The sequence below is a fragment of the Marinomonas maritima genome (genome assembly GCF_024435075.2).
In the GTDB taxonomy this organism is placed as follows: Bacteria; Pseudomonadota; Gammaproteobacteria; order Pseudomonadales; family Marinomonadaceae; genus Marinomonas; species Marinomonas maritima.
Window position 1 is genome coordinate 38,912 of the sequence record NZ_JAMZEG020000001.1, and the last position, 20,673, is coordinate 59,584.

General features: G+C 45.9%; 21 protein-coding genes. 8 read left to right on the top strand and 13 right to left on the bottom strand.

Annotated elements, in window-relative coordinates; genetic code table 11:
• Positions 1–24: 24 nt before the first annotated feature.
• Both M3I01_RS00210 and M3I01_RS00215 read right to left on the bottom strand, forming a co-directional pair.
• On the bottom strand, positions 25–993 hold the full coding sequence (locus tag M3I01_RS00210) for a TRAP transporter substrate-binding protein (RefSeq protein WP_255893509.1): 969 nt from the start codon (positions 991–993) through the stop codon (positions 25–27).
• 91 nt (positions 994–1,084) lie between these two features.
• Complete coding sequence (locus tag M3I01_RS00215) at positions 1,085–1,885, bottom strand: putative hydro-lyase (RefSeq protein ID WP_255893510.1); 801 nt, start codon at positions 1,883–1,885, stop codon at positions 1,085–1,087.
• 233 nt (positions 1,886–2,118) lie between these two features.
• Between M3I01_RS00215 and M3I01_RS00220 the strand changes: the two genes are divergently transcribed.
• Positions 2,119–3,414 (top strand): amidase family protein, encoded by a 1,296-nt coding sequence (locus M3I01_RS00220; RefSeq protein WP_275564851.1) that lies wholly within the window; start codon positions 2,119–2,121, stop codon positions 3,412–3,414.
• A gap of 79 nt (positions 3,415–3,493) precedes the next feature.
• Here M3I01_RS00220 and M3I01_RS00225 read toward each other — a convergent pair whose 3' ends face one another.
• Positions 3,494–4,402, bottom strand: a complete 909-nt coding sequence (locus M3I01_RS00225) for a LysR family transcriptional regulator (protein WP_255893511.1) — start codon at positions 4,400–4,402, stop codon at positions 3,494–3,496.
• A gap of 167 nt (positions 4,403–4,569) precedes the next feature.
• Between M3I01_RS00225 and M3I01_RS00230 the strand changes: the two genes are divergently transcribed.
• Positions 4,570–5,154: a DUF502 domain-containing protein gene (locus M3I01_RS00230; RefSeq protein WP_255893512.1), complete on the top strand. Its 585-nt coding sequence runs from the start codon at positions 4,570–4,572 to the stop codon at positions 5,152–5,154.
• 82 nt (positions 5,155–5,236) lie between these two features.
• Positions 5,237–6,487: a TIGR03862 family flavoprotein gene (locus M3I01_RS00235; protein ID WP_255893514.1), complete on the top strand. Its 1,251-nt coding sequence runs from the start codon at positions 5,237–5,239 to the stop codon at positions 6,485–6,487.
• A 102-nt stretch (positions 6,488–6,589) separates the two neighbouring features.
• On the opposite strand, the gene M3I01_RS00240 is transcribed toward M3I01_RS00235, so the two are convergent.
• From M3I01_RS00240 to M3I01_RS00255, 4 genes are all read right to left on the bottom strand, one after another.
• Positions 6,590–7,135 (bottom strand): porin family protein, encoded by a 546-nt coding sequence (locus M3I01_RS00240; protein WP_255893515.1) that lies wholly within the window; start codon positions 7,133–7,135, stop codon positions 6,590–6,592.
• 342 nt (positions 7,136–7,477) lie between these two features.
• Positions 7,478–8,680: an OmpA family protein gene (locus M3I01_RS00245; protein ID WP_255893516.1), complete on the bottom strand. Its 1,203-nt coding sequence runs from the start codon at positions 8,678–8,680 to the stop codon at positions 7,478–7,480.
• 278 nt (positions 8,681–8,958) lie between these two features.
• Entirely contained in the window at positions 8,959–10,077 is a 1,119-nt protein-coding gene (locus M3I01_RS00250) for an OmpA family protein (RefSeq protein ID WP_255893517.1), read from the bottom strand.
• Between the two features lie 300 nt (positions 10,078–10,377).
• Positions 10,378–11,274, bottom strand: a complete 897-nt coding sequence (locus tag M3I01_RS00255; RefSeq protein ID WP_275564852.1) for an NAD(P)/FAD-dependent oxidoreductase — start codon at positions 11,272–11,274, stop codon at positions 10,378–10,380.
• Between the two features lie 148 nt (positions 11,275–11,422).
• Between M3I01_RS00255 and M3I01_RS00260 the strand changes: the two genes are divergently transcribed.
• From M3I01_RS00260 to M3I01_RS00275, 4 genes are all read left to right on the top strand, one after another.
• Positions 11,423–11,869, top strand: coding sequence for an RrF2 family transcriptional regulator (locus M3I01_RS00260; RefSeq protein WP_255893520.1), 447 nt, complete (start codon positions 11,423–11,425; stop codon positions 11,867–11,869).
• Between the two features lie 4 nt (positions 11,870–11,873).
• Positions 11,874–12,575: a helix-turn-helix transcriptional regulator gene (locus M3I01_RS00265; RefSeq protein WP_255893521.1), complete on the top strand. Its 702-nt coding sequence runs from the start codon at positions 11,874–11,876 to the stop codon at positions 12,573–12,575.
• A 112-nt stretch (positions 12,576–12,687) separates the two neighbouring features.
• Positions 12,688–13,065 carry a VOC family protein gene (locus M3I01_RS00270; RefSeq protein ID WP_255893522.1) on the top strand — a complete coding sequence of 126 codons (378 nt, stop codon included), beginning with the start codon at positions 12,688–12,690 and terminating at the stop codon, positions 13,063–13,065.
• Between the two features lie 226 nt (positions 13,066–13,291).
• On the top strand, positions 13,292–14,083 hold the full coding sequence (locus M3I01_RS00275) for a DODA-type extradiol aromatic ring-opening family dioxygenase (RefSeq protein WP_255893524.1): 792 nt from the start codon (positions 13,292–13,294) through the stop codon (positions 14,081–14,083).
• On the opposite strand, the gene M3I01_RS00280 is transcribed toward M3I01_RS00275, so the two are convergent.
• Positions 14,080–14,418, bottom strand: coding sequence for a hypothetical protein (locus tag M3I01_RS00280; protein WP_255893525.1), 339 nt, complete (start codon positions 14,416–14,418; stop codon positions 14,080–14,082). The genes M3I01_RS00275 and M3I01_RS00280 overlap by 4 nt on opposite strands.
• A gap of 105 nt (positions 14,419–14,523) precedes the next feature.
• Positions 14,524–15,177: a glutathione S-transferase family protein gene (locus tag M3I01_RS00285; protein WP_255893526.1), complete on the bottom strand. Its 654-nt coding sequence runs from the start codon at positions 15,175–15,177 to the stop codon at positions 14,524–14,526.
• A 141-nt stretch (positions 15,178–15,318) separates the two neighbouring features.
• Between M3I01_RS00285 and M3I01_RS00290 the strand changes: the two genes are divergently transcribed.
• Positions 15,319–16,182: a LysR family transcriptional regulator gene (locus M3I01_RS00290; protein ID WP_255893527.1), complete on the top strand. Its 864-nt coding sequence runs from the start codon at positions 15,319–15,321 to the stop codon at positions 16,180–16,182.
• Positions 16,183–16,232: 50 nt separating this feature from the next.
• On the opposite strand, the gene M3I01_RS00295 is transcribed toward M3I01_RS00290, so the two are convergent.
• From M3I01_RS00295 to M3I01_RS00310, 4 genes are read right to left on the bottom strand one after another with little or no spacing between them, the layout of a single operon-like run.
• On the bottom strand, positions 16,233–16,886 hold the full coding sequence (locus tag M3I01_RS00295) for an HAD family hydrolase (RefSeq protein WP_255893528.1): 654 nt from the start codon (positions 16,884–16,886) through the stop codon (positions 16,233–16,235).
• Between the two features lie 56 nt (positions 16,887–16,942).
• On the bottom strand, positions 16,943–17,863 hold the full coding sequence (locus M3I01_RS00300) for an EamA family transporter (RefSeq protein WP_255893529.1): 921 nt from the start codon (positions 17,861–17,863) through the stop codon (positions 16,943–16,945).
• Between the two features lie 13 nt (positions 17,864–17,876).
• Entirely contained in the window at positions 17,877–19,592 is a 1,716-nt protein-coding gene (locus M3I01_RS00305) for a putative 2-aminoethylphosphonate ABC transporter permease subunit (protein ID WP_255893531.1), read from the bottom strand.
• Positions 19,589–20,665 carry a putative 2-aminoethylphosphonate ABC transporter ATP-binding protein gene (locus M3I01_RS00310; protein WP_255893533.1) on the bottom strand — a complete coding sequence of 359 codons (1,077 nt, stop codon included), beginning with the start codon at positions 20,663–20,665 and terminating at the stop codon, positions 19,589–19,591. The genes M3I01_RS00305 and M3I01_RS00310 overlap by 4 nt, the downstream gene beginning before the upstream one ends.
• Positions 20,666–20,673 lie beyond the last annotated feature (8 nt).

A 20,673-nucleotide genomic window follows, 5' to 3' on the forward strand; every position in this document is an offset into this window, starting at 1 on the left:
AGGGCTAGGGAGGGGTTGTTCTCTTTACATTCCGTTCTGGTAACGAGACAAAATCGCGCCGACGTCTTTAGGCGCTTCTGCTTTCCATTCTTCTGTCATGGTTTTACCAATGGCTTGCAGCTCTTTTAGCAACGCAGGAGAAGGATCTGATGCCATGATGCCGTTTTCAATCAAGGTTGCTTTGTCTTTCGCTGCACGTGCCGCCACTTTGGTCCAACCTGCTGCTTCTGCGTGTTTTGCTGCATCCAGTATGACTTGCTGAGTGGCTTTATCTAAACGACGAAAAGAGCGTTTGTTCACCACAACGATGTTTTTCGGAATCCAAGCTTGGATATCCGTGTAGTTATTAACATAATCCCATGCTTGGCTGTCGACACCAGTAGACGGTGACGTGATCATTGCTTGAATGATGCCTGTGCTAAACGCTTGAGGAATGTCTGGCACTTGAATTGTTGTTGGCGTCGTCCCCATCAAGTCCGCAAGGCGTGATGTGGATGGGCTGTAAGCACGCATTTTCGTGCCTGCTAAATCGGCTAAGGTATTAACGGGCTCTTTGCTGTAAAGGCTTTGGGCTGGCCACGCTACGGCGTAAAGTAGCATCATGCCGTCTTTATCCAGTTGTTTTGACACTTCTGGTTTAGCGGCTTCCCACAGTCTTTTTGCGTCTTCAAAAGACGTGGCTAGAAAGGGAATGTTGTCATGTTTATAAACAGGGTTTTCATTGCCTAGAATACCAAGAAACACTTCACCTATTTGTACTTGTCCTGATTTAACAGAGCGAGGAATTTCAGTGTGTTTGACCAATGAACCACCGGAGTGAACCGTAATATCAAGTTCACCTTTGGTGTTGTCTTTGATTTCTTGAGCAAAAGTATAAGCGATTTGAGTTGGCAGATTGCCGTCTCCGTAAGGCGTTGGCATATGCCATTTCTCTGCAAAGCTGGCAGTAGACGCAAGCCCACCAATAAGTAACGCGCTGGTTAATTTCAACATAGTTCTCGTTCCTTTTTTACATGTCGTTGTTGTTATGTATTACACAGTTTTAAGCCCTGTGTGGAGGCACTGTTCTTTCGCTTTTTATCCACTAAAGAACAGCGAGATCGGTATCTAAAATATCTGTCACAAGCATTTTGCCTGGAGCATGCGTAATGCAAATCGGGGGTTTAGCGTTACGGATTGCCACTTGCGGCGTAACCCCACACGCCCAAAAAACAGGGACTTCGCCTTCTTTTACTGTGACGGCGTCACCGTATTCGGGTTTGTTTAAGTCTGTAATGCCAATGTCTTGTGGTGAACCAAAGTGTAGTGGTGCACCGTGTGCTTTTGGAAAGCGTGTGGTGATTTGAATCGCTCGGATTGCATCTTTTGGTGTGTATGGGCGCATGGTTACTACGGTGTTACCAAAAAAACGTCCTGCTGGTACGGTAGCAATCGAGGTTTCAAACATAGAAACGTTGACATCTTCTTGTATATTTCTAGGCGTAAGACCTGCTTGTGACAAGGCATGTTCAAAAGAAAAAGAGCAGCCTAATACAAATGCCACCATGTCATCTTGCCATAAATCTTCAATATCGGAGCGGCTTTCGACTTTCACGCCATTGCGATAAACATAATACTCTGGAATATCATGGCGCATATCGATGTCATGACCAAGTTCTGGCATAGCGAAACTGCCGACCTCAGACACGCCAATCAAAGGGCAAGAGACAGGGTTTTTCTGGCAATAAAGCAAGAACTCACTTGCCCAATCCGCAGGCAAAATCACTACATTACCTTGCATCGCGCCTTGTGCTAGGCCACTAGTCACGCCAGTGTGTGTTTTATTGCGGATTGCATAGCGTAAATCAGAGGTTTGTTGCAGTAAGGGTAATGGTGCTTGCTTCATTAACGTTTTCCTTATTCTTGCCACAATTTGGTGTTACTAAGAGTAGATCTAGCTTACCTTAAAAGTCTAATCGTGTTTTTTTGACCTATTTGATCAATTTTTTCTATCAAGAGGGTGATGTCAGTTATTCTCTCTTTGACGGAATGGCTTAATAGCGGTAATTTTCCAGACAAATGTGTGGTGTTATTCTGTATGAAGGCATCACCAAATTATGGTCAATAGTGAGCGAATGTATGACGAAATCAAAGCAATCGAACTTTGCTTGGCAAGGCCGAGAGTTGATGACCCAGTGGAAACAAGCGCAGGAAATATTGGACGTAAAAGGTCACAGCGTTTTCACAGAGCTTTTTGATTATGTGGCGCCTCAGCAAGGGCCATTGACCGGTGCGATTATTTCGATAAAAGACCTGTTTCAAGTGGAAGGCTATAAAACCCAAGCGGGATCGGTTTTTATTAACAAGCAACCGGCTGAGCATGACGCAGCGGCTGTTGCCTTGTTAAGAAAAGCCGGAGCGAGTTTCTTGGGCCACACTAATATGACGGCGTTGGCCTATTCTGGATTGGGCTTAAATCCGCATTATGGTACGCCGGATAATCCGCTAAACCCGGGTCGTATTACCGGAGGTTCGACCAGCGGTGGTGCAGCATCCGTTGCGTTAGGCGTGGCCGATGCCGCGTTGGGTACGGACACGGGAGGTTCATTGCGTATTCCTGCGGCGTTTTGTTATTTGGTAGGGTTTAAACCATCTCAGCAAACGGTATCAAGGAAAGGGTGTCTGCCTTTGTCGGTGTCGTTAGATTCGATTGGAGCGATTGCTAATACGGTAGAAGAATGTGAATTGCTTTGGCATATTTTATCGGCAGGATCGTCGTCTGAAACGTCTGTGTCGCCAGCTAAGCAAATTTTTCCTCAATTGACGTTAGTCGTACCAAGCAATTTTGGTATGAATGGTCTGGATGCGCTGGTTGAACAAGGTTTTACAGCAGCATTAGCGCGTCTAGAGGCTGCTGGTGTTATCGTTGAGCGACGTATTATTGACGCGTTAGAAGACTACAAAGCACTGCCTGTCTGGCAGTTCTCAGCGTTTGAATGTCGGGACTATTACTTCACAAAAAACTCGTATGGTGAGCAATACGACTTGGCAAAGGAGGATTTAGACCCAAGAGTTGCGTCTCGTATCGCACGCGCCAAAACCATCAGCGTCGAAGATTTCGAGCAAACAAAATTAGCTCGAAAGGCATTTATTCAACGAATGGCCGCCGATGAACCTAACACTATTTTCTTATTGCCGACGGTGGCGGTTGTCGCGCCCAAATTGACCGATCTTGAAGAAAATGCAGAATATGATCGTGTAAATCTACTGTGTCTGCGTAATACGTCTTTAGCGAATGTGTTAGATGGTTGTAGCGTATCGCTGCCGTTTCGTTTTCAAAACGAGCCAATGGGCTTCATGCTCACTGCAGGCAATGGCATGGATCAGCAGATACTCGATTTAGCGAAAACGCTGGCGTCCATTGTGAAAGCATAAAACGTGTTTTTGCCTGATGCATTGGAAGCGTGGCGCTTAACGCGTCACGCTTTTTTTATGATGTGCTTATTAAAAAAGATCAGGCTAAATTCTGCTGTTTATTGTATTCCTTAGCAGCAATAACCGCGATATTGGTCGCTATTTCTGCTAACGGATTAAAGGGAACATCGGAATAGGACGCGGTAAAGGTGAGGTCGCTCGGCGTCCAGACCGCTCGAATTTTGCGTAAACTTCCGGCTGCTAATTCTTTAGCGATCATAATGTTCGGTAAGGTAGAAATGCCAACCGCGTCAATCGCTAAACTGCGACAAGCCGCTAAGGATGTTGAGGCAAAAAAATGCGCTGGTGGACCATCTAATTCACGGAACTTTTGGTTTATTTCAACATAAGGTTTGGTGGCTCGTGCATAGGTAATAATCGGCCACTTCGCCAACTCTTCCAAGTAAAGCAGTCGATCTGGTAAGTCCAGCTTTGGGCTGGCGGCCCACGAGAGTGAAAACGTACACAGTTCCTGATTGACGATATTAGGCTCAGAAATCGGCCCCATTAATAGCCCCAAATCCAAGCTTCTATCTTTAATGCCCGTGGTTAGGTTCGCAGTGACATCCACGGTCATTTCAACATCTAGGTTGGGCATGTCTTTGTGCAGACGCGATAGAAAATCGGGCAGCCACGTGTTGACGATGGTTTCTGATACGCCTAAACGGAGTACGCCAGAGTATGCGTTGGAAATGCCCGCACGTTTTCGTAATTGTTCCGTTTGATAGAGAATTTTTTCAATATAGGGCAACAGTTCTTTGCCTTTTGACGTCAGCATTATTGGACTGGAGCCACCTTCTCGTTCAAAGAGTTTGACGCCTAATTCTGCTTCTAATCCCGCAATTCGAGCCGAAATCGCGGGTTGTGTGGTGTGAAGTCGTTCTGCTGCTTTGCGAAAATTACCTAATGAGGCAACCCAAACAAAGGTTTCTAGACGTTTGTAATTCACGTTTTTACTCCGTTGAGTAATAAGAGACAGTAAATAAGTAGATATTGAGCAAAAGAGTATAAGGCCTATGAGGTTTCGGCAATCTTTTCGTTAAGTGGTGCGAGAGTCATAGGTGTGGCACAAAGCTTGCGTTATGCTGTGAACAAATTCATAGGATCATTCATAAAATGAACAAACTGATTTCTTTATTGTTAAAAGGCTTGGTTGCGGTTTTGCCGATAGGCTTGACGGTGTATTTGATTTATTGGTTATTGGCCACAGGAGAAGAGCTTGCTCAGCCGATTTTGCTGTTTCTGATCCCCGATATTTTGTATTTCCCTGGATTGGGGCTTCTTGCCACATTAGGCACCTTGGTGTTGATTGGTTTCTTAGTCAATCTTTATGGTGTGCGTTATTTGGTGAAGCTCAGTCATAATATTTTTGAACGCATTCCTTTGGTGAAGTCCATTTATGGTGCGATTAAAGACATGATGATGGTGTTTAATCTGGCTGAAAAGAAAGAAATGAAAAACGTGGTCTCGCTGGAATGGAACGGCGCTCAAGTGATTGGCTTTGTGACTGGAGAACAAACGGGAAAACGGCTGTTTGGTGAGCAGGATTTGGTCGGCGTGTATGTGCCGTTAAGTTATCAAATTGGCGGCATTACTTTGTATATTTCTCGAGATCGTTTAACGACGCTCGACATTGGCGTTGAAGAGGCGATGCGACTTGCGGTAACGGCAGGGGTGCAAAGCACTAAGCCTAAAGCATAAGATCGTGACTATTTTGCTTCAAGCCATTGGTGGTCGGAGCAATTTTCTTTATCATTCTCTTTTTTAGGCAGTGTTGGTCAGTATGCGAGAAGTGGTGCAAACGCAAAAAACAGTTATTGTTGTCGGTGCAGGCCCAGCGGGCTTGATGGCGGCTGAAGGTATTTGTGCCGCCGGTCATCAGGTTCATGTCTACGATGCTAAACCCAGCGCGTGCCGTAAGTTTTTATTGGCTGGTGTGGGTGGCATGAACATTACTCATTCCGAAGCATACCCTGAGTTTATTCAACGTTATTACGACAAAGCCAATTGGCTCGATTCGGCGATTAGTCAGTTTGACGCCGATGCGTTATGTGACTGGATTCATGGTTTGGGCATTGACACTTTTGTGGGCACGTCTGGTCGAGTGTTTCCTAAAGACATGAAAGCCGCGCCGTTGCTGCGTCATTGGTTGACGCGTTTGCGTGAGTCGGGTGTGGTATTCCATATGCGTCATAAAATGACTGCATTGGAGAATAATCGAGTGACGTTTGATCACAATGGCGAGGACGTTGTCGTTCAGGCGGATGCGATTGTGCTGGCAATGGGTGGAGCCAGCTGGCCTAAGCTGGGTTCTGACGGTGCTTGGCAGTCTACTCTACATAATAACGGTGTTGTGCTTGCACCACTGCAAAGTGCTAACTGTGGTTTTTACAGTGAGTGGAGTGAGCATTTACAAACGAAGTTCGCAGGCAGTCCTCTGAAAGACGTCGCGTTTTCTTTCACCTTAAACGATGGTCACGTGGTGACGAAAAAAGGCGAATGCATTGTCACCAAAGACGGCATGGAAGGCAGTCTGGTTTATGCTTTTTCTAAGTACTTACGTGATGGTATTAATGATTCCGGACAATCGTCTTTGTTGATGGACTTTTTGCCTCTGCAAAGCGAAGAGCAAGTGATTAAAAAACTGCGTAATACCAAACCGAAGGAATCATTTGGTAAATATTTAAAACGTACGCTAGGTATTAGTGGTGTAAAAGCGGCTTTACTGCATGAGTTTTTCCCGAAAGAAGCGTTTCATACGCCGGAAACGTTAGCGCGTTGTTTGAAAGCGGTACCGGTGAGTTTTTATAAAACCAAGTCGATTGATGAGGCGATTTCCAGTGCCGGTGGCGTGTGCGAAAGCAGCGTCGATTCCGTCTTGATGTTGAACGCTGTTCCGGGCGTTTTTTGTGCCGGTGAAATGTTAGATTGGGAAGCGCCAACCGGTGGGTATTTGCTAACGGCGTGTTTTGCCACAGGGCGTTTAGCGGCCAAAGGCGTGTGCGATTTTTTAGCGGATCGCGGCGCGACATAAGATTTGGCTTACGGACAGTACGCATAAAAAATGCCCAATGGAAACATTGGGCATTTTTGTTTTGATGGGTTTTTTTTCGGCTAGTCGTGTTCTTACGAGCGTTTAGTTAGACGCTTTTTGGCCTGGCATACCGAAACTGTATTGCACACCAACCGAGGTGACGTTATCCAAATGGTTGTCTTCTATGTCTTTCACTAAGCGGAAGTCGGCACGAAGATCGACATCGCTATTAATGGCGTATTTTACGCCACCGCCCGCGTTGACCAATAAGTTGTTTGAGTCGCCATCAACATCGGTTATACCAACACCAGCGGCCACGTAAGGCGTTAAGTTCACTGTGGTGAACTCAGGTAGGCTGTATAGGCCATCAACTCGGTACTGGTCTAAATCGTTGTTGCGACCATGCTTATTGGCATCAGAATGAAGATACACGGCTTCTAGAGCCAGCGGACTATTAGTTTGATAACCGACACCAATGGAGTAAGACGTATCATTGCCAGCTTGTCTATCGCCATCTGTATTGTAATAGCCGATGCTTGGCGTTACTGTGATGCCTTCTTTTGGCGTTGCTGCATAGGTCATGGTCGCGATGGATGAAGCAATCAGGACACCACTAAAAAGAGTACGTTTTTTAAAAGAGGTAGACATGTAAATTTCTCCTAATGAACATAGTGTTATGTTGTTCGCTACTTAGGTTACGCCAAATATTTTCATTGAAAAGCCCCGCTAAAAAGCGCAAAAAATAGGACGTGAACCACCGCTACTCAATCATGACGTAAGCTTTACCAACGAGGTTGTTTTGGAGCGATTAGACGCTAAAAAAGTGCGTAAAAAAGTGTAGGAAATACGTTTCTTATTACAGTAAATTTTCACTTGAGAATGACGAAATTTGATTGTGGTGGAAGTAAGTACAAGGCGTTCATAAAGTGGCAATTTCGCAAAAAAAACGCCCGATGTTTCCAGCGGGCGTTGTGTGGTTTTAGAGCGGTTTTATTTTGATGAAATAATGGCCACAACACGGCGGTTCGCTTCGCGATTTGCCGCAGTATTATTGTTAACCATTGGTTTTTCTTCGCCGTAACCAATTGCAGTAACACGGTTAGCCGCGACGCCAAGCTCCTTTGTCAAAACCGTCGCGATGGCTTTCGCACGTTTTTCAGATAACGCTTGGTTGTATGCTGCAGAACCGCTGTCGTCTGTGTGGCCTTCAATCACGACGCTTGTTTTAGGGTACTCTTTTAGGAACGCGGCCACTTTCTTGATTTGAGGAAAGTATTTCGCGTTAACAACAGAAGAGTTGCTTGCAAACTGAACGTCTAAACGAATGGACTTCGCTTCTTTTAATACAAGGTAACAACCTTTCGCGTTCACTTTTGATCCTGCGGCTGAATTTGCACAAGCATCAAGGTGATCGGCTACGCCGTCTTTGTCAGAATCCAATGCACAACCTTTCATGTCGACAGAAACGCCCATCGGTGTGTTCAAACACTGGTCTTTGTGATCCGCAACGCCGTCTTTATCAGAATCCAACGCACAACCTTTTATGTCGACAGAAACACCTGCTGGCGTGTTTTGACATAGGTCGTTCGCATCGATCACACCGTCGTTGTCGGCATCAGTGGGCTTTGCTGGCTGAGCTATGGCTTTTACTGGTTCTTCTTCGGCTTCTGCAGGTGCAGATTTTGCACCGAAGACATAATGAAGACCAACCATGGTTAGGTTGTCTAATTCGTGATCTTCAACGTCGTTGATTAGGCGAAAATCAGCGCGCAGTGACAAATCTTGGTTTAAGGCGTATTTCACACCGCCGCCTGCGTTGATAAGGGCATTGTTTTCGCCAGGACTAAAATCTGTTGTGCCAACACCCGCAGCCAAGTACGGCGTCCAATTACCTTGCTCTGCTAAGTGATACAACGCATCTAGACGATATTGATCAGCGTCGACATCGCTACCGCCAACAGATGCTTCACTGTCTGCATTTAGGTAAACAAATTCAACTGCCCACGGGTTGCCAAACTGATAGCCTAAGCCAAGTGACAAGGCAGTAGTGTTATCAACACCTCGGTGGTTGTCCATGTTGTAGTAACCGATGCTCGGTGCAATAGTAAAACCTTCTTCTGGCGTCGCTTGTGCGACAGAAGACGCTGCGATTAGGCCAACAAAAAGGGCGCGTTTATTCAATAAAAAAGACATGGGTGATTCCCTGGTAAGTTTGAGACATTGCTACCTGAGTATAGTTAATACATTCAGTCACGCTAGAAAGTGTGGATTATGACGTAATGTGAAAGGAAAAAACGCAAAGGGATACAATTCAAAACATATATAAAATGCGTTACAAATTAGTTACGTAAAGGTGGTGTTAGGTAATGAAGCGTAGCGATTTTTTAGAGGGAGGGGGCGCGAAAAAAAGCAAAAAAAATGCTCAGGAACCAAGTTCCTGAGCATTTTTTAAAACGTATAGGTAACGTCTTTTATTGTGAAGAGATTACCGCAACAACACGGCGGTTGGCTTTGCGGTGTTCTGCGGTGTCATTGTCAAACAAAGGCGTATCTTCACCGTAACCAATGGCGCTGACACGTTCTTCGGATACTTCAAAAGTTCTAATCAACACATCCGCAATGGCTTTCGCGCGTTTTTCAGAAACCGTTTGATTGTAGCTTGCGGCACCTGTGTCGTCGGTATGACCTTCGATTAATACGGTGCTTTGTGGGTGTTCTTTAAGGAACATGGCAAGCTTCTCTATTTCAGGGTAGTACTTTTGCTCCACATCGGTTTTGTTGTTACCGAATAGAACGTTTAATTTAACCGGAGGTAATGCAGCAACTTTTGGTGCTTGCTCCGTTAGTTCTGGTTCTTCGTTTTGAGCCACAACGGGCGCTATCATCACAGGTTCGTCTTGCATGGCGTCTTCGGCTGGCATAGGTTCCGCATTGACGACTTCTGGCTCAATGGCTTGCTGTGATTCAGCGACGGGAACAGGTTCCGGCTCGGCTTGTGTGTAGGTTGTTGCTTCAACCGGCGTGTAGCCGCTGTCGTCGGAAGTCGTTCTTGTCGCGGGTCGACCAAAGGTCATTTGAACACCAAGCGAGGTGATGTTATCGAGGTGATGATCTTCTACATCATCAACCAAACGGAAATCAGCACGAAGGGAAACCGTGTCATTGACCGCGTATTTCAAGCCGCCACCGGCGTTTAATTGTACGTTGTTATGGCTCGACGAATTGCCAAAATCAGTCGTTCCCACCCCAGCGGCCAAATACGGTGTGAGATTGGCCGAACGGATCGTTGGTAAGTGGTACAAACCGTCTAGTCGATACTGATCTACATCGACGTTACTGCCACTGCTTGATTGTTCTGTATCGGCGTTTAGGTAAACAAACTCCACCGCCCAAGGGTTATTGAATTGGTAACCTAGGCCCAATGAGTAGGCTTTGTCATCCTTGACGTCTCGGTCGCTATCCATGTTGTAGTAGCCAATGCTTGGCGTTACGGTGAAACCTTCTTCTTGTTGCGCTAGCGCCAAGGTTGAAACCGATGATGCAGCAATAATGCTGCTTAAAATAGTGCGCTTTGCTATGTTGAAAGACATGTTTTATCTCCTGATAAATATCTGTGTTGTGTCGTTCTTTTCCCCATCATAGCCTGTTTTATGGGCCTTAAAAATTCCATGAAAATACGCTGAAACCCTTATGTCATCTGGGATTTCATATTCATGACGTAGAGTTTACTTAACAAGCGCTTTCAACACAGAGTGGGCAGCGTAGAGGCGAAAAAAAGCGTAGCAAAGGAGATATTAATTACACGAGTTTTGCATTCCAGTGAGCCAAAACAGAGGTGAATATTGGCTTTCTACCTCTGAATGGCATGATAAAGGTGATGGTGGTGTTTTTTAATCGTGCATTAATGATCTATGAGCTCCGACACCAGCCATAACGCCAGACGCCGACGCGAGCGTGGCATTCTGCATCGGATTAGACACATCGCCAGCGGCAAAAAGGCCTTCTACACTGGTTTGTTTAAAGTCATCCGTCTTAATGACAAGCCCCAGCGGACCCTCTTCAAACTCACAGCCTAGTTGTTCTGCAAAGGGACTCGACATGTGTGTTTTGGGAGCGACAAACAATGCCGCCATATAAAGGGTTCGGCCATCGGCAAGATACACACTGGAAATTTTTGGTGGCCTTCCGAGCACTTCTAATACCGGCGTGCTTTCAATGGTCACACCGCGTTTCATTAGAAACGCACGTTGTTCGTCATCCGGTTCGTATAGACCTTGAGTAAAGTAAGTGGTCGGCCCCCAATCAGGAATCATGCCCGCCTGATGAGCGGATAACACACTGCTTGCGATGACACCAAGTGGTTGATTACGCACTTCATAACCATGGCAATAAGGGCAATGAATGACGGTCGTCCCCCAGCGCTCTTTTAACCCCGGAATATTGGGCAGTTCGTCTCTTAGACCCGTGGCTAAAATGAGTTTTTTACTGTGAAGCGTACTACCGTCTTCCAGTTTGACATTGAACCCTGCCGCACTTTTTTCTACTGCGCTCGCTTTGTCTTCAACAATGCTGGCCGTTGGATATTTTAGTAATTGGCGGTATGTTTCCTGCTGAATAGCCAGCGGTGATGCGCCATCTAATCCAAAAAATCCGTGTGACTGGTCGGCAAAGCGGTTTCTGGGTTCGCCCGCGTCAATCACCGTCACGCTTCTTTGTCCTCTTACTAGCTGCATAGCGGCGGATAAGCCTGCAAAACTCCCGCCGATTACGATGACATCTTGTTGCATTCTCTCGTTCCTCATTTGTAAGTTTGAATAATCATATTAAGAAACATCATAAGTTACGTGAAATAATAAAGTCAACTCACGACACTTTAAATGTTTCGTGAAAAACTGAGTTAGAATAACGGCACCACCAAGGTTGATGAGATGTTTGATGAGAAAAGACAGTCGTTTATCGCGTATGTTGCACGTATTGATTCACATGGATCAGCTTGATGCTCCGGCAACGTCCGACAAAATTGCCAGTATGTTGAATACCAATCCCGTGGTGGTGCGCCGTACCATGGCAGGTTTGAGAGATAAAGGTTACGTTACTTCGGTTAAAGGTCACGGCGGTGGTTGGTCGCTGGAGATCGCTCTATCCAAGATTACCTTATTCGACATTCATGATGCGCTGGGAGACAGTTCAGTTTTCACCATAGGACTGTCTGATGAACACACCTCGTGCCCGATTGAAATTGCGGTTAATAAAGCGATCAGCGATGTGTTAGTTGAAGCGGAAGCATTGTTATTAGCGCGCTTTAAAGACGTTACCTTGGATGTGTTGGCACTCGGATTTACCGATTATCCGCCTAATATGAAGACCTCTTTAGGAGAGTAACGACTTGTCTCGCTCCCAACGCTTACTGACTTTGATTGATTTATTGCGCAGCCATCGTTATCCGGTGGCAGGTAAACTGCTTGCTGAAACCCTCGGCATTAGCTTAAGAACCTTGTACCGCGATATTGCTACCTTACAAGAGCAAGGTGCTAATATTGAAGGCGAAGCGGGAATGGGGTATGTCTTGCGACCCGGTTTTTTATTGCCGCCTTTGATGTTCAACGATGAGGAAATAGAGGCCTTGGTATTAGGCGCTCGTTGGGTGGCGCAACGTACTGACAGCCAATTAAGCGACGGTGCAAAAAACGCGCTGAATAAAATCGCTGCTGTGTTACCACCAGAACTCAGGAACACACTGGACGACACTTCTTTGCTGATTGGCCCTAGTAAAGATACCGTGATTGATTCGGTTAATATGCCTGAAGTTCGCCTAGCGATCCGAGATGAAAAAATTCTTTCTATTACTTATCGTGATTTAAAAGACAACAAAACCACGCGCCGTATTTGGCCGTTTGCATTGGGTTATTTTGATGAAGTCCGTGTGCTGGTGGCATGGTGTGAATTACGACAAGAAATTCGAAATTTTCGTACCGATCGACTCCTGACGTGTGAGCTAGAAAAGACGCGTTATCCAACACCTCGTCATGCTTTGTTAAAGCGTTGGCGAACGACACTTCATGACACCAGCACCACAAAAACCAACTGATTACTGCTGACAGAAACTGACACGCCTGCTGTTTATTCTATCGTCATCGAGGCAAAACTCGGTGACAGCAACGACGCTTTTTTATAAGCAAAACATTGAATAGGAAAACAGCATGGATCTTTCAAATTTTATTATTTTGTATGTCGACAATGTTCAGCGTAGCGTGGACTTTTATCGTCCATTATTCGATCGTGAGCCAGTGGAATCTATGGACGGTTTTGCCATGTTTGTCTCCGAAACAGGCAACAAATTTGCGCTGTGGGCGAAAGATGACGTGATCCCTAAAGTAGAAAATGTGAAAGCAGGAGCCATGGAGGTGGCGTTAACCGTTGATGCTATTAGTACGTTAGAAGTTCATTACGCCAAATGGCGTGAATTAGGTGTGCAAATTATTCAAGAACCCACAGAGTTAGACTTTGGAACTACCTTTACGGCACTTGATCCAGACGGTCATCGACTGCGTGTTTTTTGTAATGAAAAAAGCCAATAACTGACCATATTAAGAACTTATTAGGTGACTAATGAGTTCTTTTTTATCGCACTAAAAAGAAATGTAAGTAATAGGTTGGTGGATTTTATTTCGTATTTAGAAACAGTAGATTAACCGGATGCGTATTGATCAAGGGTAGAGGCAAGCCTAGACTGAATGGCATTACCTTGAGCCGATGGAGCGATTTGCTCGACGGCCAATCATGCTATTTCAGAGGTTTACCACGATGTTACCGACTTACTTTATTTCCCACGGCGGCGGCCCTTGGCCTTACATTCCAGACATGCGTGCCATGTTTGCTAATCTTGAAACGGCGCTCGCGGATATGCCCAACCAGCTGAAAGAAAAACCCAAAGCCGTTCTGATGATTTCTGGTCATTGGGAACGTAAAACCTTTGGTGTTCAATCCAATCCAGCGCCGAGTATGGAATACGATTATTCCGGTTTTCCGGCACATACTTACGAGATTAAATACGCAGCAGCGGGTTCGCCACAAGTGGCTTCGAGAGTGGCTGAGTTGATAAAGAACGCTGGCTTTGCAGTGGACCTTGATGATGAGAAAGGCTTTGACCATGGTGCGTTCACGCCGATGGAAGTCATGTACCCAAAAGCGGATGTCCCTTTGGTGCAATTGTCGCTCAAATCTAACCTTGATCCAGAGGAGCATTTGGCACTTGGTCGTGCACTGGCACCATTGCGTGAAGAAGGTGTATTGATCGTCGGTAGCGGTTTGAGTTATCACAACCTACGCATGATGGGGCCGCAAGCCAAAGTACCATCGACAGCATTTGATGCCTGGTTACAAAACGCCTTGATACACACGGCGCCAGAGCAACGAACACAATTATTAGTTGACTGGGAACAGGCGCCTTACGCGCGAGTTTGTCATCCAAGAGAAGATCACTTAATACCGCTTATGGTCGCGGTTGGTGCCGCAGAAAACGCACAAGCCACCTGTGTTTATCATGAAAAAGGCCTCTTTGGTGGCACGACCGCATCAAGCTTTCGGTTTGATTAGACGTTTTTAGGTTTTCGTGTTGTAAACTTCTTTGTGGCTCTAGATCGAAAACCAGATCTAGCGCCCACTTGTTTGATACGGCTTTTCATTTCTAGCATCGCGATTTTGATCTTCTTATTCGAAGCGGCTAACTTTTTTAATTGCTCTATCTCTTTTAATGCCTCAGCGAACTGCTTTTTAGTCAGCAATACTTCAACCACTTTTTGCATATCAGCAACGACTTCTGTGTGATCTGTCGCAAAGTTGGACAAGCTGATTTCAAACGCGTTTCTCGCATTGTCTAATGTCTCATCGGGTTGATCTGTCTGTTCGTCGTTGCGTGTCAGTGTCGTCATGAAAACCTTAGGAAGGGTGGAGTTGAATGACGGCTGATTTTACGGGGAAATTACAGTGACTGCATCTTTATTCATCGTCTGAATAAAGATGCAGTGTAGAGGAGGTTAAACGGCTTCGCCTGTTTCACTTGCGGCGTAGACGTCTGTTTCAGCGATGGCATCGTTCAGCCATTCTTGCATCGCTGGGTGCGCGAGCATGGTAGTTTGGTAGTCACTTGCCGCTGCTGACAAGGCGATGCCATACGTTTTAAAACGAAAGATAACAGGCGCGAAGAAGGCATCGGCTAAGCTGAACTCGCCAAACAAATAGCCGCCGTTTTGTGCGTTTTCGGCGCGTAATTTTGTCCAAAGCGCATCCAGCGTGGCGACTTCTTTTTTGGCTTGATTACTCAGTTCGACATGACGTCGGGCTCGGCAATTCATCGGCATTTCATTACGAATACCAAACAGTCCAGAATGCATATCCGCCACAACAGAGCGTGCTACGGCGCGTTTGCTCTTGTCCGCTGGCCAGCCTTTTCCATCAAGATAGTTTTCGTTCAGATATTCACAAATGGACAGCGAATCCCACACGCTCAAGTCGCTATCGACCAAGACGGGTACTTTGCCTACGGGCGAATATTTGGCGAGTTCGCTGTGGAATGTGTCGCTGAAAAGCACCAGTTTGATCTCTTCAAATGGAAGGTTGAAGGCTTTTAGCGCCAGCCAACCGCGTAGCGACCAAGAGGAATAATTTTTGTTGCCGATGATGAGTTGCATTCGCCGTGCTCCTTTTTGATGTCTTTCTAAAGTTTCTGTTCGATGTTTTTTTGATGGAGTCATTGTTACAGCTTGTTTTTGTGATGACTAACGAATAGTTTTGATGGTTCCCATTCTAAATAGTGATAAATGGTTTTTGTCATGGATATTGATGCACTTCGTAGTTTCATTGCGTTTGTCGACACGGGCAGTTTTACGCGTGCGGCCAAGCAAACTTTTCGTACTCAAAGCGCCATCAGCATGCAAATGAAACGGCTCGAAGAAGACACCGGCCATAGTTTGTTTGTGAAGGAAGGGCGAAACCTCGCGTTGACGGAGCAAGGTCAGCAGTTGGTGAGCTATGCCAGACGGCTTGTGTCATTGCACGATGAAGCGCTCGGGCATTTTTCGGCGCATTTACAGCATCCGCCTTTAACCATTGGTTGCCCAGACGACTACGCCGAATCGATTTTACCGTCTATGGTAGATTTCATTCGACAGGAGCTTCCTCAACAAAGTCTGCGCGTTATTTGTGATTGCAGCACACAATTGCGTTTGATGTTGGATCAAGGAAAGATAGACATCGCAATTTTGACTCGTTCACCAGACGCTGAAGAAGGGTATTTACTCAAGCATGATACAGGCGTTTGGGTGAAAGGAGACGATGCAACCTACGCAGAAATAGAAAACCAAACGCCGCTTTCGTTGCTCTTGTACGAGCCGGATTGCAAGTTCCACAGCACGGCCATTGATGGTTTGGAAAAACAAGGTCGAGAATATCGGTTGGTGTGCAGCAGTTCCAGCGCAACGGCAATAAAAAGTTTATTACGACGTGGTCAAGGTATCAGCGCGATGGCGGTTTCCAGTGTTTCCTATGGTTTGGACATTATTGAAAGCTCGAACCTGCCAGCCTTACCGTCTGTCGATATCGTGCTCGCGGTGGCACCTGTTCCTCATCCTGTATTTGGATCGCATTTGGCGGCCAAATTGAGCCAGCGTTTTTTTCAGAAAAGCAAAAATCTTTAACAGAGAATCGAATCACGAAAGCCATGGTAGGCTTTCGTTTTTCTGAGTGCTTAACGCAAGCTGATAATCGGCCAGCCGTTACTTTTGGCGGTTTTTTCCAAGACAGAATCTGGGTCAACGGCAATTGGGTATTGGACTTTTTCGAGCAGTGGCAAATCGTTGTGTGAGTCGCTGTAAAAGTAGCTGCCCTCTATTGGAAAGCCGTTTTCTTTGGCCCATTGTTCGGCTCGGATTACCTTGCCTTCACGGAAGGTGGGTATGCCGATTAACTCGCCTGTAATATGTCCTTCTTTTATTTCTATATCGATGCCAAGCGCGTGTTTTACGCCAAGATAGCGCGCAATCGGCGCGACCAAATGTATGCCTGTGGCGGAAATAATCACCACTTCATCGCCGGCATCATGATGTTTTTTCAGCAGTGTATTGGCTTTGGGCAATGTCATGGAAACGATGATATCGTCAATAAACTGGTGAATGAAGGCGTCTATTTGCGTTTCGTTTAGGTCAAACAATGGTGACAAGGTGTATCGCATGTAAACATCTAAATCCATCACGCCGTTGTCGTAGTCTTCCATGTGAGCCTGATTGACCGCAAGGAAGTCGGTGGGTGTGGGTAATGCGTTTGCTGCCATGTATTCAGAAAATGCGTGTGCGGTATCACCTGCGACTAAGGTGTTATCAAGATCAAAAAATGCCAGTGCCATGAAGGCTCCTTACCTAAAAAAAGAATAGATAATCAATGTGAAAAATCGATTGAAACTCATCCTAGAGCCACAGCGATTAATCCAATAAAGGTGATACTAACCCCAAATATTTTGGGGGCTTTTAAGGACTCTCCGAATCCTATGACGGCAAATAAAACGCCGAGTGGAATGCTGAATTGACGCAGCGCCACCACATAACTGACATTATCCACAAAGGCCATGCTCAAGATCACCAGTGAATAGGTGCCGAGCATCAGTGCGGCAGTGAGCAATCCAATACGCCATTGTTTTTGGAACAGCGATGTAAAGTCATGCCTTAGTTGATTTGTGCTTAAAACAAACCAACTCATCCAAATCACAGCGAAAGCACTTTGCAACGCCACATAAACCAGTGCTACTTCCCCCGCGCTGGCAATGGATTTTCCTGAGTGATCGGTTAGCGCTCGCATGAGCTGTGTGGCTTGGTCGTCTACCAAGGAATAACCCGCCGTCGCAAAGGCGGCCACGATGGCAAAGGTGGTGGTGCGATTATGGTAGTTGGCAAATTTAAAGTCTCGGAAGCTTTGTAAGGGAATAAACAAGCAGCCTAAAACAATCATCACAATACCGACCACGGCTTGTGTCGAAACATCGCCTTGTTGCCCAAGTAAAATGCTTGATAGACACACTATTATCAACGGTGACGAGCGTGCAATGGGGTACGCAATAGACATGTCACCAGCGCGATAGGCTTCTGCCAACCCCCATAAATACACCGACTGGAAAAACCCTGTCATCAGCAGAAGAAGAAAAATATCGCGATTAAGGGCTTGAACCAAATTCCAATGCCAGAATACAAAGGGCGAAAATAATACCGCGCCTGCCACCATGGTTAGGAAGAAAAACCCTAAGGTTGGGCTGGTTTTCTTACCAAAGAAGTTCCAACCCGCGTGCATGACGGCGGACATGAGTATGAGAACAATGGCGGTGAGGCTCATCGAGTGTAGGCTCCTAGCACTGACGCCAATGTTGGGTGTGTTTTAAGATGACATTGCCTAATAACCAATGAACAAAGCGCGCGACCATACAGGTCGCCATGATCATGACCGCCATAGCGGCGGCGGGTGCGATATCACCGGCATCGTCCATATTCAATACCGCTACCGAGGCCAAGGTGGTGTTATAAGAATACAAAAAAACGACGGCAGAAACAGTGGTCATGGCATTCACAAACAAATAACTGGCAATGTCTAACACCGCAGGCATACAAACGGGCAATGATACACGCCAGAAGGTAATGATTTGTGGGACTTTTAACGACGCCGAGACCGATTCAAATTCGGAATCAATTTGCTTAAGCGCAGTAGTCGCTGTGAGGTGACAAACCGTATAAAAGTGACTGATAGTGCACACGACCAAAATGGTCATGGTGCCATAAATACCATTTAATGGGTTATTCAGCGCATTGAAAAAGAAAATATACGCCAAGCCTAATACCAGTCCGGGCACAGCCAAGGGCAATATAGCAAATAGATGGAAGAACCATTTTAGTATTTTAAAGCCAGCCAGTTTTGCAACCAAATAGGATTGAAAGAAAATAAAGCTTGTGCCAATCAATGCCGTATAAGTCGCGAGTTGAATCGAATTCCAATAGGAGTCCCAGCCACCGCCATCCATTAAGTCAAAGTTATAATTCTTCAAAGATAGAGTTTGATTGTAAGGCCAGAAGGTCACTAAAGAGGCGTATACGGCCATGGCAATGATGCCCAAAATCACGGTAGAAACCAAGATCATCAAAATGAAGAAGGCATTATCGATGATCTTACGCACGGGTGGAGTCCAAGGAACGGCTTTCGACGTTAATAAGGCAGACTGACGACGTTGTAACCAGCGATCAGTGATAAAGGTGAGTATGGCAGGAAGCAATAAAATCATACTGACGGTCGCGCCCATTTCAAAGTTCTGCTGACCAATCACTTGTTTATAAATATCGGTTGCCAACACGTTGAATTGGCCGCCAATAACCTTAGGAACACCAAAGTCAGTGATCACTAAGGTGAACACCACAAACGCTACACTGATGATGCCGTATTTGGCGGCTGGTAAAGTGACGGTGAAAAAAGTGCGCATGGGGGATGCACCTAAAACCTCTGCTGATTCGTACAAACGCGCATCGGTATTGGCAAGCGCGGTCAGCATAATCATTAAGGCATGAGGAAAGGTCCAAAAACAGGAACCAATGACGATACCGATTGGCCCGTAAATGCTCGCACCCATTAATACTTCTTTTAAAACACCTTGATTGCCAAACAAATACACCAAGCTGATCGCAGGCAATAACGACGGAGCTAAAATCGGCAATACCAAGACGATACGAAATACACCTTTGAATGGAATGCGTGTACGGCTGATCGCGTAAGCAGTTAAAAAGGCTAAACTGGTGACAATAACGGTGGAAAGTAAGGCGATAAACAACGAGTTGCTAATAGAGCTAAATAAGCTTGGTGTTTCAATAAACTTTGCGAAGTTGTCTAAACCAATGAATTCGCCGTCTTTGTTTTCGACACTTTTGGACAGTAAGGTGTAGATAGGCAGAACGACACAAATGAAGAGGCCGATGACGCCTACAATAAGAATGCCACCCAGAGACCATTCGTCCATACTTCGGCGACCATACCAAGGACGTTTTACCGCAGTAGAGTGGCTCGTTGGAGAAGATCCGTTCATGCTTCGCCTCCAAAAACATGCAAACGATCATGAGGTAATTGGCAGACAACATTTTGCCCCTGAACCAGGCTAAGACGCGACATTTCGTTCATGGAAATGTCTGCCAAAATAGGGCGTTCGTGATTTTCGAGTTTCAATAAAGAGCGCATGCGAGAGCCAAGGAATTCAAGATGTAATACTTTGGCGTTAAGTAGGTTGTCTTGTTTTCCCTCTGTATGAAAACGCACGTCTTCAGGACGAATCGCCAATTGAGCGCAGTCGCCTATTGTTAAATGAGAAGACGGAGTGCAGCGTAGGGTTAAGCCGGCCGACTGCATTTGTCCTGTGCCGCTGACTTTGGCGCTGAGAAAATTCATTTCACCAACAAATTCGGCCACGAAAGGCGTACTCGGTTGGGCATAGATGTCTTGTGGGGAGCCTATTTGCTCGATAACGCCTTGATTCATGACGACGATTTGGTCGGCCATGGTGAGGGCTTCTTCTTGATCATGGGTTACCATAATGGTGGTAACCCCGAGCTTCTCTTGCAGTTGTTTGATCTCTTGGCGTAGGTGAGATCGAACGCGGGCATCTAAAGCAGAAAGTGGTTCATCCAACAACAGTAAACCGGGTGAGGTTGCCAACGCACGAGCCAGCGCCACGCGTTGTTGTTGACCGCCAGACAATTGCGCTGGGTATCGTCCTTCACTGCCCGATAATCCAACGGTAGCCAGTAATTCAGTCACACGTGCACGACGATCGTTGACAGAAAGCTTTTTCGATACCAGGCCATAAGCGATGTTGTCCGCCACGGTTAAATTGGGAAATAAGGCATAAGATTGGAAGACAATGCCAAAGTCCCGATGATTAATCGGTGTATGCGTGATGTCTTTTCCAGCTTGTAAAATGGCGCCAGAGGTCGGTGTGTCTAATCCCGCGATAATGCGTAATAAACTGGTTTTACCACAGCCAGATGGACCTAAAAAGCAGACAAATTCGCCTTCAGAAACATTTAGTGAAACGTCTTTTAGTGCTTGGAATGAGCCAAACATTTGATCGATATTGTTGAGTTCTAAATAGGCTTGGTTGGACATATCACTGT

Coding starts and splice junctions, on each gene's coding strand:
- M3I01_RS00275 (WP_255893524.1), top strand. CDS start 13,292: ATGTTACCGACTTACTTTATTTCCCACGGCGGCGGCCCTTGGCCTTAC.
- M3I01_RS00260 (WP_255893520.1), top strand. CDS start 11,423: ATGAGAAAAGACAGTCGTTTATCGCGTATGTTGCACGTATTGATTCAC.
- M3I01_RS00220 (WP_275564851.1), top strand. CDS start 2,119: ATGACGAAATCAAAGCAATCGAACTTTGCTTGGCAAGGCCGAGAGTTG.
- M3I01_RS00255 (WP_275564852.1), bottom strand. CDS start 11,274: ATGCAACAAGATGTCATCGTAATCGGCGGGAGTTTTGCAGGCTTATCC.
- M3I01_RS00305 (WP_255893531.1), bottom strand. CDS start 19,592: ATGAACGGATCTTCTCCAACGAGCCACTCTACTGCGGTAAAACGTCCT.
- M3I01_RS00250 (WP_255893517.1), bottom strand. CDS start 10,077: ATGTCTTTCAACATAGCAAAGCGCACTATTTTAAGCAGCATTATTGCT.
- M3I01_RS00230 (WP_255893512.1), top strand. CDS start 4,570: ATGAACAAACTGATTTCTTTATTGTTAAAAGGCTTGGTTGCGGTTTTG.
- M3I01_RS00235 (WP_255893514.1), top strand. CDS start 5,237: ATGCGAGAAGTGGTGCAAACGCAAAAAACAGTTATTGTTGTCGGTGCA.
- M3I01_RS00210 (WP_255893509.1), bottom strand. CDS start 993: ATGTTGAAATTAACCAGCGCGTTACTTATTGGTGGGCTTGCGTCTACT.
- M3I01_RS00215 (WP_255893510.1), bottom strand. CDS start 1,885: ATGAAGCAAGCACCATTACCCTTACTGCAACAAACCTCTGATTTACGC.
- M3I01_RS00310 (WP_255893533.1), bottom strand. CDS start 20,665: ATGTCCAACCAAGCCTATTTAGAACTCAACAATATCGATCAAATGTTT.
- M3I01_RS00270 (WP_255893522.1), top strand. CDS start 12,688: ATGGATCTTTCAAATTTTATTATTTTGTATGTCGACAATGTTCAGCGT.
- M3I01_RS00300 (WP_255893529.1), bottom strand. CDS start 17,863: ATGAGCCTCACCGCCATTGTTCTCATACTCATGTCCGCCGTCATGCAC.
- M3I01_RS00245 (WP_255893516.1), bottom strand. CDS start 8,680: ATGTCTTTTTTATTGAATAAACGCGCCCTTTTTGTTGGCCTAATCGCA.
- M3I01_RS00240 (WP_255893515.1), bottom strand. CDS start 7,135: ATGTCTACCTCTTTTAAAAAACGTACTCTTTTTAGTGGTGTCCTGATT.
- M3I01_RS00295 (WP_255893528.1), bottom strand. CDS start 16,886: ATGGCACTGGCATTTTTTGATCTTGATAACACCTTAGTCGCAGGTGAT.
- M3I01_RS00280 (WP_255893525.1), bottom strand. CDS start 14,418: ATGACGACACTGACACGCAACGACGAACAGACAGATCAACCCGATGAG.
- M3I01_RS00290 (WP_255893527.1), top strand. CDS start 15,319: ATGGATATTGATGCACTTCGTAGTTTCATTGCGTTTGTCGACACGGGC.
- M3I01_RS00285 (WP_255893526.1), bottom strand. CDS start 15,177: ATGCAACTCATCATCGGCAACAAAAATTATTCCTCTTGGTCGCTACGC.